The organism is Streptantibioticus rubrisoli (genome assembly GCF_024436055.1).
Lineage (GTDB): Bacteria > Actinomycetota > Actinomycetes > Streptomycetales > Streptomycetaceae > Streptantibioticus_A > Streptantibioticus_A rubrisoli.
On sequence record NZ_JANFNH010000076.1, the window covers coordinates 1 to 14,168 of the forward strand.

Genomic DNA, 14,168 nt, shown 5'->3' on the forward strand with positions numbered 1-14,168 from the left:
GCCTCAACGGCACGCTGCCCGACTCGACGACCGCGCAGGAGGTCAACGACGTCACCGAGGTCGACTGCTCGGCGTCCGACGCCCATTACCGGGTGATCCAGACCTTCAACGCGACCACCGACCTGAACGAGTGCAACAGCAACCCCGACACCCAGTACGCCTTCTCCTCCAGGACGACCTTGGGCGGCTCGGTGATCAACGAGTACGTCTACTGCCTCGTCGGCCTCGGCTCGTACGCCCGGTGATGCCGGAAGCGACTACGCAGGCCAGGGCCTGTCCGCCTAGCACTCGATGACGTTCACCGCGAGCCCGCCGCGGGCGGTCTCCTTGTACTTGACCTTCATGTCCGCGCCCGTCTCCTTCATCGTCTTGATGACCTTATCCAAGGAGACGTGGTGGCGGCCGTCGCCGCGTAGGGCCATGCGGGCGGCGGTGACTGCCTTGGCGGAGGCCATGCCGTTGCGTTCGATGCACGGGATCTGGACGAGGCCGCCGACCGGGTCGCAGGTCAGGCCCAGGTTGTGCTCCATGCCGATCTCGGCGGCGTTCTCCACCTGCTCGGGGGAGCCGCCCAGTACCTCGGCGAGACCGCCCGCGGCCATCGAGCAGGCCGAGCCCACCTCGCCCTGGCAGCCGACCTCGGCGCCGGAGATCGAGGCGTTCTCCTTGAACAGCATGCCGATCGCACCGGCCGCCAGCAGGAAGCGGATCACGCCCTCCTCGTCGGCGCCCGGTACGAAGTTGACGTAGTAGTGCAGCACCGCCGGAATGATGCCCGCCGCGCCGTTGGTCGGGGCGGTCACCACCCGGCCGCCCGCCGCGTTCTCCTCGTTGACCGCCATCGCGTACAGCGTCACCCACTCCATGGCCCGCGCCGCCGCGTCGCCCTCGGCGCGCAGCTGGCGGGCGGCGGCGGCCGCCCTGCGGCGCACCTTCAGGCCGCCGGGGAGTATGCCCTCACGCGACATGCCGCGCCGTACGCAGTCCTGCATGACCTGCCAGATCTCCAGCAGTCCCGCGCGGATCTCCGCCTCGCTGCGCCATGCCTTCTCGTTCTCCAGCATCAGCGCCGGGATCGACAGACCGGTCTCCCTCGACATCCGCAGCAGCTCGTCGCCGGTGCGGAACGGGTACTTCAAGACGGTGTCGTCGAGCTTGATCCGGTCCTCGCCGACCGCGTCCTCGTCCACCACGAAACCGCCGCCGACCGAGTAGTAGGTCTTCTCCAGCACCGGTGCGCCTTCGGCGTCGTAGGCGAACAGCGTCATGCCGTTGGCGTGGTACGGCAGCGCGCGGCGCCGGTGCAGGATCAGGTGCCGGTCGAAGTCGAAGGCGATCTCGTGCGCCCCGAGCAGCCGCAGCCGCCCGGAGGCGCGGATGCCCTCCACCCGGTCGTCCGCGGTGTCCACGTCCACCGTGCGCGGCGCGTCGCCCTCCAGGCCGAGCAGTACCGCCTTCGGCGTGCCGTGACCGTGCCCGGTCGCGCCCAGCGAGCCGAAGAGTTCGGCACGCACCGAGGCGGTGTGCGCCAGCAGGCCCTCGTTCTTCAGCCGGAGGGCGAACATCCGGGCGGCGCGCATGGGGCCGACCGTGTGCGAGCTGGACGGGCCGATGCCGACCGAGAATAGGTCGAAGACCGAGATGGCCAAGGGGACTCCTTTGTCGGCGCGCGGGGTGGTGCGCAGGGTGGTGCGTGGCGCGGGGCACCGGCGCACTGTCTCCAGTGTGCGCGGTGCCCCGTCAACCGGTGGTGGCCTAGTTCAGGCCCGGGTACAGCGGGAACTTGGCGGCGAGCGTCGTCACCCGTGCCCTGAGGCCCTCGGCCGTCCCCGCGTCGAAGGACGGCTTGAGCGCCTCGGCGATGATGTCCGCCACCTCACGGAACTCGTCCGCGCCGAAACCACGGGTGGCCAGCGCCGGAGTGCCGATCCGCAGGCCGGAGGTCACCATCGGCGGACGCGGGTCGTTCGGCACCGCGTTGCGGTTGACCGTGATCCCGATCTCGTGCAGTCGGTCCTCGGCCTGCTGGCCGTCCAGCTCGCTGTGGCGCAGGTCGACCAGGACGAGGTGCACATCCGTGCCCCCGGAGAGCACCGAGACGCCCGCCTCCACCGCGTCCGGCCGGGTCAGCCGCTCGGCGAGGATCTTCGCGCCCTCCAGGGTACGGGACTGCCGCTCCCGGAACTCCTCGGTGGCCGCCGCCTTGAAGGCCACCGCCTTGGCCGCGATGACGTGCTCCAGCGGTCCGCCCTGCTGGCCGGGGAAGACCGCGGAGTTGATCTTCTTGGCCAGTTCGGCGGTGGACAGGATCACCCCGCCGCGCGGGCCGCCGAGCGTCTTGTGGGTGGTGGTGGTCACCACGTGCGCGTGCGGTACGGGGGACGGGTGCAGCCCCGCCGCCACCAGACCGGCGAAGTGCGCCATGTCGACCATCAGGTACGCGCCGACCTCGTCGGCGATCCGGCGGAACGCGGCGAAGTCCAGCTGGCGCGGGTACGCCGACCAGCCCGCCACGATCAGCTGCGGCCGGTGTTCCTTGGCCAGCCGCTCCACCTCGGCCATGTCGACCAGGTTGGTCTCGGCGTCCACGTGGTACGGCACCACGTTGTAGAGCTTGCCGGAGAAGTTGATCTTCATCCCGTGGGTGAGGTGCCCACCGTGCGCGAGGTTCAGCCCCAGGATGGTGTCACCCGGCTTGAGCAGCGCGAACATCGCCGCCGCGTTGGCCTGCGCGCCGGAGTGCGGCTGGACGTTGGCGGCCTCGGCGCCGAACAGTTCCTTGACCCGCTCGATGGCGATCCGCTCGGTGACGTCGACGTGCTCGCAGCCGCCGTAGTAGCGGCGGCCGGGGTAGCCCTCGGCGTACTTGTTCGTCAGTACCGAGCCCTGGGCCTCCATCACCGCGACCGGAGCGAAGTTCTCCGAGGCGATCATCTCCAGGGTGGACTGCTGGCGGCGCAGCTCGGCGTCGACGGCCGCCGCGACCTCCGGGTCGAACTCGTGCAGCGAGCTGTTGATCAGTGACATCGCAACTCCCCGGTCAGCCGCTGATGAAGGCGGTGTACTCGTCGGCGGACAGCAGGTCGGCGGGCTCGTCGGTGATCCGGACCTTGAACAGCCAACCCCCTTCGAACGGGGCGGTGTTGACCAGCGACGGGTCGCTGACCACGTCCTCGTTGGCCTCGGTGACCTCACCGCTGACCGGCGAGTACAGGTCGCTGACCGACTTGGTGGACTCGAGCTCGCCGCAGCTCTCGCCCGCGGTGACGCTGTCACCGACCTCCGGCAGCTGGACGAACACCACATCGCCGAGCGCGTCGGCGGCGTGCGAGGTGATGCCCACGGTGGCCACGCCCGCCTCGGCGGCGGAGATCCACTCGTGCTCCTTGCTGTAACGCAGTTCCTGGGGGTTGATGCTCATGACGGAATTCTCCCGGATGTAAAGCCGTGCCGATGCGGCGGGTGGGCGTTCGGGCGGGTCGGCCCTGGGGCGTTCGTGCTGATGAGTGCAGCGGTCAGCGACAGAGGATCAGCGCTGCCGCTTGTAGAAGGGGAGCGCCACGACCTCGTACGGCTCGTGGCTGCCCCGGATGTCCACCGCGACGCCCGGCGTACCGGGCGCGGCGTACGCGGCGTCCACATAGGCCATGGCGATCGGCTTGCCCAGGGTGGGCGAGGGCGCGCCGGAGGTGACCTCGCCGATCACCGTGCCGCCCTCGGCCGTCACCTGGTACCCGGCACGCGGGATCCGGCGGCCCTGTGCGACCAGCCCGACGAGCTTGCGCGGCGGGTTCGCCGCGGCCTGCTCGGCGGCCCGCTCCAGCGCTTCGCGGCCGACGAAGTCGCCCGGCTTGTCGAACTTCACCACCCGGCCGAGCCCGGCGTCGAACGGTGTCAGCGCGGTGGTCAGCTCGTGCCCGTACAGCGGCATGCCCGCCTCAAGGCGCAGCGTGTCCCGGCAGGACAGCCCACAGGGCACTAGCCCGTGCGGCGCGCCCGCCTCGGTGAGCGCCTGCCACAACGTCTCGGCGTCCGCGGGGGAGACGAACAGCTCGAAGCCGTCCTCGCCGGTGTAGCCGGTGCGCGCGATCAGCGCGCTGACCCCGGCGACGGTGCCGGGCAGGCCCGCGTAGTACTTCAGGCCGTCCAGGTCGGCGTCGGTCAGCGACTTCAGGATCGCGGGCGACTGCGGGCCCTGTACGGCGATCAGCGAGTAGCCGTCCCGGTCGTCGCGCACCTCGGCGTCGAAGCCCTTGGCCCGGTCGGTGACCGCGTCCAGCACCACCTGGGCGTTGGCGGCATTGGCGACGATCATGAACTCGGCCTCGCCCAGCCGGTAGACGATCAGGTCGTCCAGGATCCCGCCGTCGGCGGCGCAGATCATCGTGTACCGGGCGCGGCCGACGGCCAGCGCGGACAGATGGCCGACCAGCGCGAAGTCCAGTGCCTCGCCCGCCTGCGGCCCGGTGACGGTGATCTCGCCCATGTGCGAGAGGTCGAAGAGCCCGGCGGTGCGGCGTACGGCGTTGTGCTCGTCGCGTTCGCTGCCGTAGCGCAGCGGCATGTCCCAGCCCGCGAAGTCGGTCATGGTCGCGCCGAGCGCGCGGTGCACGGCATCGAGCGCGGTACGGCGTGGGGCGGTGGTCATATACGAAGCTCCCAGGTGCGGACGGAACAGGCGTGGCGATGACAATCCTCCCCATCTGTCATCGAACCTGAGAGGTTCACCACGGCCCCGGCGGGACGCGGTTTGCACCTTGGGTGGGGCGGCGTTGGCCGCCCGCTTTTCAGATGTGCCTCATCCGCGCGGTAACGGGGCCTGAGAGATTCAAGGGAGGACTTGCTCCTTCGGCGCCCCGGTGACGCTGTGCGCGTCGGCCGGGAACTCTCCCGCACGGATTCGAACGGCCGGTATGGAGTTGGCGCGTGCATCATTACACGTCGCGCGGTCCACCGGCCAGGGCCGCTAGGGTTCCGCCAGGCACGACGATGACCGCAGGTGGGGTGGAGATGAACGTTCCGGCGCAGTACGGCTACGGATCGGGGGAGCACGAGCCGTACGGGACGGTGCAGCCCGGTTTGCCGCACGGTGGCGGCTGGCCCGCCAACGAACTGGAAGAGGTGCTGGCCGCGGCGCTCGGCGAGCCCGGTGCGGTGCCGCGGGTGCTGGAGGTGCTGGGGCGCTCCGCGCTGTGGGTGCCGTTGCCGAACGGCGGCGGGCCGGACAGCCGCGATCTCGACCTGCCCGCGATGGAGTTGGACGGCGCCGCGTACGTACCCGTGTTCAGCTCCCAGGAGCAGTTGGTACGGGTTGCACCCGGAATGTCCTTCGTGGTGGCGCCCGCGCTGGAGTTCGCGCGCGGGCTCCCGCCGCGGGCCGGTATCGCGATCAACCCCGGTGCCGCGGTGGGGCTGCGGATACCCGCCGCCGCGGTCGAGGAGTTCTGCCGGGGCGGGGCGCCGGGCGGCGGCCGGGTACGGCTGTGGGAGCCGGGGCCCGACGACGAACCGGTGGACTTCCTCGCGGCCGCCGCGGGCGAGTTCGCGATCACCCCGGTCGTGCTCTCGGCGCGGCGCGTGCTGGGGTCGGTGGAGGGGCAGCCGCCGACGCTGTTCGTCGGCGTGGAGCTGGACCGCTGGCAGGAGGAGGACCGGGCCGCCGCGATGAACGCGCTCGGGCGCGCCCTCGGCGCGGCGCCGGTGCGGTGGACGGTCAACCTGGTGCTGCTTGACGTGGCCCAGGACCCGGTGGGCGACTGGATGCACGAACGCGTTCGGCCGTTCTTCGCGCGGGACTGAGCCCGGGTCTCAGGCTGTTGTCGGCCCCCGCCGTTAGGCTGGGGACCTGATTGTGGCGGACGGGGCGGAGCAAGCGACGGAAGGGGCGGACCCCCAAGTGAACGCTGGCGTGGAGGACGCGCTGCGCCAAGTGGCGCCCGGTCGTTACGACATGTACGAGGCGCTGCTGCGCGCACTGGTCGACGGGCAGGTGTGGATGCTGCTCTGGCATGGCCAACCCGGTTCGCCCGACGCGCAGTACGGGAACATGGACGCTGGCGGGTTCGGGTACGCGCCGTGCGTCACCTCCGCGCAGGAGCTGGCGGCCAGCGGATGGAACCGGGCGCACGAGGTGGTCACCGGGCGCGAGGTCGCGGCCGAACTGTACCGGGAGCGCTACGGGTTGTGGCTCAACCCGCATGCCCCTGGCGGGGGCGTCGGAGTGCCGTGGCTGGACCTGCGGCGCATCGCCTGCGGCCTTGACCGGCTGCCCGCCGGGCCGTTGCAGATCTGCGAACCCACCTTGCGGATACCGCACTTCTACGCCGCGCTGTCGCAGCACGCCCAGCACACCCCGGTGGTGCGCACGTTGTGCGCCGCGTGGGTACGGCCGACGCTCGGGGAGCCGTTCCTGGCGATCGGCGTCGGGCTGTACGAGACCGGGCCGCACGCGGCGGACGCGGTCCAGATGATGATGCGGCAGTGTGCCGCGGCGGCGCCGGACGGGTTGGCGCTCACCACCGTGTCGCTGGCCGACGAGTTCGATCCCATCGCCATGTGGATGCGGGCCTCGCGGCCGTTCTACGCCCGCGAGGCGGTGCCGGGTACGGCGGCTTGGCCGCCCCCCACCGCGGGCTGGCCCCCGCGCGCTTATTAGTGGCCTTGTGCGGCTTGCGGCACGCTTTGACACCGCCGGTCTCCGCCGTGGTGGTTGCGCACCGTCGCGGCGGTGCTTTTGCTGGGGGCAAGCCCCCAGACCCCCGGCGAGGATGTACCGCAACCCGAACCGCACCCCCCGGCGTCAGCCGGACAGCGCTGCGGGGAGCAAGCCCAGCGGCGGGGAGCCGAGCGCGAGCAGCGCAGCGTGAAAGCGCTGGAGGGTGAACGCGGCACCCCACCGCTTCCGAGCCTGCTCGCGCAGGCGAAGAAGCTCCAGCTTGCCCCACGTGTAGCGGCCGTACGCCGCGTCGAACGTGCCCCGGCGGGCCTCCGACGCGGCCGCCGCGCGGGCCAGAAAAGCGTCCCGGACGAAGCGCTCCGTGGCCTCCGCGACATCCATCGCACCGGTGTGCAACCCGATCGCGCAGGTCAGCCGGGTCACCCGGACCAGCGCCTCCAACGCCACCCCGATGGTGAACCGCGGATCGCCCGCCCGGAACCCCTCCTCCAGGCACATCTCCTCCGCGTAGTGCGCCCACCCCTCGCAGAACGTCAACGAGTGCAGCGCGCGCCGCACATCGGTCGGCGCGTGCCGTAGCGCACGGCCGTGCGCGAAGTGCCCGGGCGCCACCTCGTGCACGGTGACCGAGGGCAGCCCGGTACGGCTGAAGAGGGTCAGCCACTCCTCCTGCTCGGCCGCGGGCCATCCCGCGCCGGGCGGAGTGATGTGGTACCAGGAGGGCGCGTCGGCCTCGAACGGCGCCGCCCAGGTCATCATCGCCGACGACCAGCGCCGCGACTCCGGTGCCGGACCGACCCGGCACTCCCCGTCGAGGTACGGCACCAGCTTGCGCTCCCGGGTGAACTCAAGGACCTCGGCGGCGAGTTCGGCCGCCTCTGGGATCACCCCGTCCGCATCCGGATGGTCGGCCAGCAGCTCGGGCACCAACTCCCGTACCGTCCTGCTCGGATCGAGCGCCCGGCACGCCTGCGCCAACAACTCGGCCAGCCGCTGACGTTCCCGCTCCGCCGCCTCGGCCAGCGTCGAAAGGTCGACCTCCACGCCTTCTTGACTGCCCATCAGCGCGGCGAGCGCCGCACCGCCCAGGCGCGGGTCCGGGTCACCGGTCTCCGCGGCCCGCGCGATGTGCGCGACCAGCCGCTGGTGCGCGGCGAGCGCGGCGGCCGTCTCCTGGTCCCGGGCCGGATCGAGCCCGGCCGCCAGGCCGCGTACCGCCGCCAGCAGCGCGCCCGCCACCGGTGCGCTGACCTGGTCGAGCGAGGCGATGGCCGCGTCCACGGCGTCCGGCCACTGGGCGAGGTGCCTACGGCGGGCCGCGGCGCGCTCCGGCGCGGGCGCGTACTCCCGGTCGTACGCGGTGAGTTCGAGGTTCGACAGGTGCAGGTACGGGTCCCTGCGGTGCAGTTCCAGTTCACCGAACTGCACCCGCAACCCCTCCTCGAAGACGGCCAGGTGCGCCTCGTCGTGCGGATCGGAGTGCGCCGGGGTGTCCCGCCGGGCCCTGGCCAGCGCGGTCAGTGAGCGCCGGACGCCCTGCGGCGACAGGTCCTGTACGACGCCGTCGTACTCGTGCAGCCCGGCCATCTCGCGGACGACGGGGACCATCAGGTCGCAGACCGCCCGTAGTCGGTTGTCCATGAGAGGACCGTATCTTCCGGAAACACGGCTGTGCCTGTCCGTTAACGACACCGCGGTAACGGAAGCTCACTGCCCACATCACGGTTGCGCATCCATTCCCCCCGGGATCTGGCGAGTGATCTAGATCACACCCCAGACTCGCGCCGCAAGGTGCCCCACGTACCACCCCGTACCCGCCGCCGCCGGACAGCTCCGGCCAGGGACCCACGAGGACCGATGAGCGCACCGCCGCACGAGCCCGGCGCAACCGCGCCCGCCGACATCACCGCCGACCTACCGGCCAAGGCAATCGAGGGCCGCTCGCCGGGCCGGATCGCCTGGCTGCGACTCAGACGCGACAAGGTCGCGCTCGCCGGTGGGGCCGTCGTCGTCCTGCTGATCCTGGTAGCGGTCTTCGCACCGCTGATCGTCTCCCTGCTGGGCCATCCGCCGGACCAACTGCACGAGGACCAGATCGACCCCAACCTGGGCACGCCGATCCACCCCTTCGGCGGCATCAGCCGCCGCTTCCTGTTCGGGGTGGAACCGGTCAACGGCCGTGACCTGTTCAGCCGGGTGGTCTACGGAGCGCGGGTCTCGCTGCTGGTGGCGTTCTTGGCCGCGGTGGTCGCGGTGCTGCTCGGCACGCTGTTCGGCATCGTCGCCGGGTACTTCGGCGGCTGGGTGGACGCGCTGGTCAGCCGGGTGATGGATTTGCTGCTGGCGTTTCCGCAACTGCTGTTCATCATCGCGCTGGTCTCCGTAGTGCCCAACTCGCTGTGGGGGTTCAGCGGTTCAGGTGTGCGGATGGCGGTGCTGATCGTGGTGATCGGCTTCTTCGGCTGGCCGTACGTCGGACGCATCGTGCGCGGCCAGACGCTGGCGCTGCGCGAGCGGGAGTACGTGGAGGCGGCGCGCAGCCTGGGCGCGGGTCGCGGCTACATCCTCTTCCGTGAGCTGCTGCCCAACCTGATCGCGCCGATCACCGTCTACACCACCTTGATGATCCCCACCAACATCCTCACCGAGGCGGCGCTGAGCTTCCTCGGTGCCGGGGTCAAGCCGCCGACGCCGTCCTGGGGGCAGATGCTCTCGGCGGCCGTCACCGTCTTCCAAGCGGACCCGATGTTCATGATCATCCCGGGCCTGGCGATCTTCGTCACCGTGCTGGCCTTCAACCTCTTCGGCGACGGTGTGCGTGACGCGCTGGACCCGAAGGGCACCCGCTGAACCCACCAACGCGCCGACCGATCATGGAGGTTGAGACTCCCGTGATGCCCCAGCGGTCCACCCGGTTCACCCTGGCGGCCGGATCCGCCGTCGCCCTCGCCGCACTGCTCGGCACGGCCGCGTGCAGCGGCGCGTCCGGCGGCAGCGGCGGCGGCACGGCGGCCGGTTTCAACGCCGCGGCCGCCAGCGTCGTCCACCCGTCCACCGCCAAGGGCGGCACCCTGCGGTTCACCGCCGCCCAGGACTTCGACTCGCTCGACCCGCAGCGCGGTTACTACGGCTTCATGTGGGACTTCGCCCGCTACTACACCCGCCAGCTCATCACGTACGACACCAAACCGGGCAACGCCAGCCTGAAGCTGGTGCCGGACCTGGCCACCTCGCTGGCGCAGGTCACCGACGGCGGCCGTACCTACACCTACCACCTGAGATCCGGAGCCACCTGGGAGGACGGCTCGCCGGTCACCGCGCAGGACGTGAAGTACGGCATCGAACGCACCTGGGCGCAGGACGTGATCACCGGCGGCCCGATCTGGCTGATGCAGAACCTCGACAACAGCCAGAAGTACCCCGGCCCGTACAAGGACCCCGCACCCGACAAGCTGGGGCTGAAGTCGATCGACACCCCGGACGACCACACCGTCGTCTTCCATCTGGCCAAGCCCAACGGCGACTTCGAGCAGATGCTGGCGCTGCCGGAGGGCTCACCGGTCAAGCGGTCCAAGGACACCGGCGCCAAGTACGGGCTGCGGCCGTTCTCCGACGGCCCGTACAAGTTCCTCGCCTACCAGCCCAACAAGACGTTGGTGCTGGTCCGCAACGACAAGTGGAACAAGGCCTCCGACCCGATCCGCCCGGCCCTTCCGGACCGCATCGAGGTCGTCTACGGCTCCAACGCCGACGACCTGGACAGCAAGCTGCTGAACGGCGAAGCCGACCTCGACCTCAACCAGACCGGACTCCAACAGGCGGCCCGGGTGAAGGTGTTGCGGGACCCCAGGCTCAAGGCGAGCACCGACGACCCCACCACCGGATACATCCGCTACGTCTCATTGGTCCCGGCCGTCAAGCCGCTGGACAACATCCACTGCCGCAAGGCGGTCATCTACGCCACCGACCACAAGGCGCTGCAGACCGCGCGCGGCGGCCCCATCGCGGGCGGCGACATCGGCACCAACATGCTGCCGGACGGTGTCAAGGGCGCCGACACCAAGTACGACCCGTACGGCCTGACCAGCAACGGAGGCGCGCCGGACATCGCCAGGGCCAAGTCCGAACTCCAGCAGTGCGGAAAGCCGGGCGGGTTCTCCACCACCATCGCGGTGCGCAACAACAAGTCCGCCGAAGTGGCCTCCGCGGTCGCCCTCCAGGCCTCGCTCAAGGCCGTCGGCATCACCACCCAGATCGACCAGTACGACGGCGCGCAGACGCCGAACATCATCGGCGTGCCCAACGTGGTCCACAAGAAGGGCTACGGGTTGATCGTGATGGGCTGGGGTCCCGACTTCTACACCGGCCAGGGCTTCCTTCAGCCGCTGGTGGACGGCCGGTTCATCCTGCCGAACGGCAACAACAACTACTCGGAGATCAACGACCCCGCCATCAACGGCGAGTTCGACCAGGCGATCGCCACCACCGACGCCGACAAGGCCGGGCAGTTGTACTCCGACATCAACCACCGGGTGATGCAGGACGCCTACTATCTGCCGATCGTCTACGACAAGGCGCTGGTGTGGCGCAGCGACCGGCTGACCAACGCCTACACCGCCACCTCCTACAGCGGCAAGTACGACTTCGTGTCGCTGGGCGTCGAGGGCGCGAAGTAGGGGCGGGGCGCCGTGCTGGCCTACCTCGTCCGGCGGCTGGTGGCCGTCGTGGTGATGCTGCTGGTGGTCACCCTGGTCACCTTCGGCATCTTCTTCCTGGTCCCCAAGCTCACCGGTGGCGACCCGGCGGCCCTGTTCGCCGGACGGCAGGCGGACCCGGCCGCCATCGCCGGGATCCGCAGAAAGCTGGGGCTGGACGCGCCGGTGATCGTCCAGTACGCCCGGTTCATCTGGGGCCTGGTCGCCGGACGCGACTACGCGAGCGGCGCGGACGTCACGCACTGCGCGGCGCCCTGCTTCGGCTACTCCTTCAAGACCGAGCAGCCGGTGTGGCCGCTGCTGATCGACCGCTTCCCGGTCACCTTCTCGCTGGCGATCGGCGCGTGCGTGCTGTGGCTGGTGGTCGGGGTGGCCACCGGCGTGCTCTCCGCGCTGCGGCGCGGCAGCCTGTGGGACCGTGCGGCGATGGCCACCGCGCTGGCTGGGGTGTCGCTGCCGATCTACTTCACCGGGATGCTGGCGCTGGCGGTGTTCACCTACAAACTGCACTGGCTGACGGTGAGTTATGTACCGTTCACCCAGAACCCGCTGGCCTGGGCGAGGGGGTTGCTGCTGCCGTGGATCGTGCTGGCGTTCCTGTACGCGGCGATGTACGCCCGGCTCACCCGGGCCACCATGCTGGAGATCCTCGGTGAGGACTACATCAGGACCGCTCGGGCCAAAGGGCTGGCCGAACCGGTCGTGATCCGCAGGCACGCGCTGCGGGCCACCTTGACGCCGGTGCTGACCATCCTCGGCATGGACCTCGGCGCCCTGGTCGGCGGCGCGATCCTCACCGAGACCACGTTCAGCCTGCAGGGGCTGGGGCAGGCGGCGGTCCGGGCCATCAGCGACCAGGACCTGCCGGTGATCCTCGGGGTGACCATGATCGCCGCGTTCTTCGTGATCGCCGCCAACCTCGTCGTGGACCTGCTGTACGCCGTGGTCGACCCGAGAGTGAGGCTGGCATGACGGACGATCCCGAAGCGTTCCTGTCGGTACGGGACCTCAAGGTGCACTTCCCGACCGACGACGGGCTGGTCAAGGCCGTCGACGGGCTCTCCTTCGAGCTGGCGCGCGGACGCACCCTGGGCATCGTCGGCGAGTCCGGCTCCGGCAAGTCGGTGACCTCACTGGCGGTGATGGGGCTGCACGGCGTCGGCCAGTACGGGCGCGGGCGGGCCCGGATCTCCGGCGAGATCCGGCTGGACGGACAGCGACTGACCGACGCGGACCCGGACGCGGTGCGGCGGCTGCGCGGGCGGCAGATGGCGATGATCTTCCAGGACCCGCTGTCCTCCCTGCACCCGTACTACACGGTGGGCAGGCAGATCAGCGAGGCGTACCGGGTGCACAATCCGGTCGGCAGGGCCGCCGCCCGCGCCCGCGCGGTGGAACTCCTGGGCCGGGTCGGCATCCCCCGCCCCGACCGGCGCTTCGACGACTACCCGCACCAGTTCTCCGGCGGCATGCGGCAACGCGTGATGATCGCCATGGCCCTGGTCAACAACCCCGACCTGCTGATCGCCGACGAGCCGACCACCGCGCTGGACGTCACCGTCCAGGCGCAGATCCTCGACCTGATCCGGGACCTGCAACGGGAGTTCGGCTCGGCCGTCATCGTCATCACCCACGACCTGGGAGTGGTCGCCGAACTCGCCGACGACATCCTGGTGATGTACGCCGGACGGTGCGTGGAGCGCGGTCCCGCCGAACGCGTCTTCCACGCACCGCAACACCCGTACACCTGGGGCCTGCTGGGCTCCATGCCGCGACTCGACCGGGAGCGCGGCGCGCGCCTCACCCCGGTCAGGGGCGCCCCGCCCAGCCTGATCAACGTGCCGTCCGGCTGCGCCTTCCACCCGCGCTGCCCGTACGCCGAACTGACCGCCGGGGCCAGCCGCAGCACCGTACCCGAGCTGCGCGAGGCGGCGCGGCGGCACTTCGCCGCCTGCCATCTGCCGGTGGCGGACCGCGATCGCATCTGGGAGGCAAGCGGATGACCAACGCCACCGCCAGCGAACCGCTGCTGAAGACCACCGGCCTGGTCAAGCACTTCCCACTGACCAGGGGCCTGCTACGCCGCACGCACGGCGCGGTGCAGGCGGTCGACGGTGTCGATCTGGACGTGCGTCCCGGAGAGACGCTGGGGCTGGTGGGGGAGTCCGGATGCGGCAAGTCCACCCTGGGCAGGCTGCTCACCCGGCTCCTCGAACCCACCGGCGGCAGCGTGCGGTTCGCGGGCCGCGACATCACCCACTTGGGCACCGCCGCGATGCGGCCGCTCCGGCGCGACGTGCAGATGATCTTCCAGGACCCGTACTCGTCACTCAACCCGCGCCACACGGTGGGCACCATCGTCGGCGCGCCCTTCAGACTCCAGGGCGTACGGCCGCAGGGCGGCATCCGCAACGCCGTACAGGAGCTGCTGGAACTCGTCGGGCTCAACCCCGAGCACTACAACCGCTATCCGCACGAGTTCTCCGGCGGCCAGCGGCAACGCATCGGCATCGCCCGGGCGTTGGCGCTCAAGCCGCGGCTGGTGGTCGCCGACGAGCCGGTCTCGGCCCTGGATGTGTCCATCCAGGCCCAGGTGGTCAACCTTCTGGCCGACCTCCAGGGCGAGTTGGGGCTGACCTACCTCATCATCGCCCATGACCTGTCCGTCATCCGTCATGTCTCCGACCGGGTCGCGGTGATGTACCTGGGCAAGATCGTGGAACTGGCCGACCAGTCGCACCTGTACGCCCCAGCCCCCCCCCCCCAAAACCCCCCCC

Annotated in this window: 13 protein-coding genes and 1 riboswitch; of the genes, 8 read left to right on the forward strand and 5 right to left on the reverse strand. The window is 70.6% G+C overall.

The features are described 5' to 3' along the window. Positions 1-245: LppU/SCO3897 family protein (locus NON19_RS32315; protein WP_443729349.1), on the forward strand; the 245-nt coding region annotated here is incomplete at its 5' end. Between the two features lie 36 nt (positions 246-281). On the opposite strand, the gene NON19_RS32320 is transcribed toward NON19_RS32315, so the two are convergent. The 4 genes from NON19_RS32320 to gcvT form a co-directional block, all read right to left on the reverse strand. Then, complete coding sequence (locus tag NON19_RS32320) at positions 282-1,649, reverse strand: L-serine ammonia-lyase (protein ID WP_255932838.1); 1,368 nt, start codon at positions 1,647-1,649, stop codon at positions 282-284. Positions 1,650-1,755: 106 nt separating this feature from the next. Then, positions 1,756-3,027, reverse strand: coding sequence for a serine hydroxymethyltransferase (glyA, locus tag NON19_RS32325; protein WP_255932839.1), 1,272 nt, complete (start codon positions 3,025-3,027; stop codon positions 1,756-1,758). A 13-nt stretch (positions 3,028-3,040) separates the two neighbouring features. Then, positions 3,041-3,421: a glycine cleavage system protein GcvH gene (gcvH, locus tag NON19_RS32330; protein ID WP_255932840.1), complete on the reverse strand. Its 381-nt coding sequence runs from the start codon at positions 3,419-3,421 to the stop codon at positions 3,041-3,043. Positions 3,422-3,529: 108 nt separating this feature from the next. Then, the gene (gcvT, locus tag NON19_RS32335) at positions 3,530-4,648 is read right to left on the reverse strand and encodes a glycine cleavage system aminomethyltransferase GcvT (protein WP_255932841.1); all 1,119 of its coding nucleotides are present in this window, start codon (positions 4,646-4,648) and stop codon (positions 3,530-3,532) included. 149 nt (positions 4,649-4,797) lie between these two features. Then, positions 4,798-4,903, reverse strand: a riboswitch (glycine riboswitch). Between the two features lie 107 nt (positions 4,904-5,010). Here gcvT and NON19_RS32340 point away from each other — a divergent pair. Then, entirely contained in the window at positions 5,011-5,799 is a 789-nt protein-coding gene (locus NON19_RS32340; RefSeq protein ID WP_372514374.1) for an enhanced serine sensitivity protein SseB, read from the forward strand. A 52-nt stretch (positions 5,800-5,851) separates the two neighbouring features. Beyond that, entirely contained in the window at positions 5,852-6,655 is an 804-nt protein-coding gene (locus NON19_RS32345) for an enhanced serine sensitivity protein SseB C-terminal domain-containing protein (RefSeq protein WP_372514373.1), read from the forward strand. A gap of 144 nt (positions 6,656-6,799) precedes the next feature. Here NON19_RS32345 and NON19_RS32350 read toward each other — a convergent pair whose 3' ends face one another. After that, positions 6,800-8,317, reverse strand: coding sequence for a DUF885 family protein (locus NON19_RS32350; RefSeq protein WP_255932843.1), 1,518 nt, complete (start codon positions 8,315-8,317; stop codon positions 6,800-6,802). 216 nt (positions 8,318-8,533) lie between these two features. Here NON19_RS32350 and NON19_RS32355 point away from each other — a divergent pair, with 216 nt between their 5' ends. The 5 genes from NON19_RS32355 to NON19_RS32375 all read left to right on the forward strand — a co-directional run. Beyond that, the gene (locus tag NON19_RS32355; protein ID WP_255932844.1) at positions 8,534-9,526 is read left to right on the forward strand and encodes an ABC transporter permease; all 993 of its coding nucleotides are present in this window, start codon (positions 8,534-8,536) and stop codon (positions 9,524-9,526) included. Positions 9,527-9,570: 44 nt separating this feature from the next. After that, positions 9,571-11,352 (forward strand): ABC transporter substrate-binding protein, encoded by a 1,782-nt coding sequence (locus NON19_RS32360; protein WP_255932845.1) that lies wholly within the window; start codon positions 9,571-9,573, stop codon positions 11,350-11,352. 12 nt (positions 11,353-11,364) lie between these two features. Further along, complete coding sequence (locus NON19_RS32365; protein WP_255932846.1) at positions 11,365-12,363, forward strand: ABC transporter permease; 999 nt, start codon at positions 11,365-11,367, stop codon at positions 12,361-12,363. Then, complete coding sequence (locus NON19_RS32370; protein WP_255932847.1) at positions 12,360-13,394, forward strand: ABC transporter ATP-binding protein; 1,035 nt, start codon at positions 12,360-12,362, stop codon at positions 13,392-13,394. Before NON19_RS32365 ends, NON19_RS32370 begins: the two co-directional genes overlap by 4 nt. Beyond that, on the forward strand, positions 13,391-14,168 hold a 778-nt coding region (locus NON19_RS32375), incomplete at its 3' end, for an ABC transporter ATP-binding protein (RefSeq protein WP_255932849.1). The genes NON19_RS32370 and NON19_RS32375, both read left to right, overlap by 4 nt.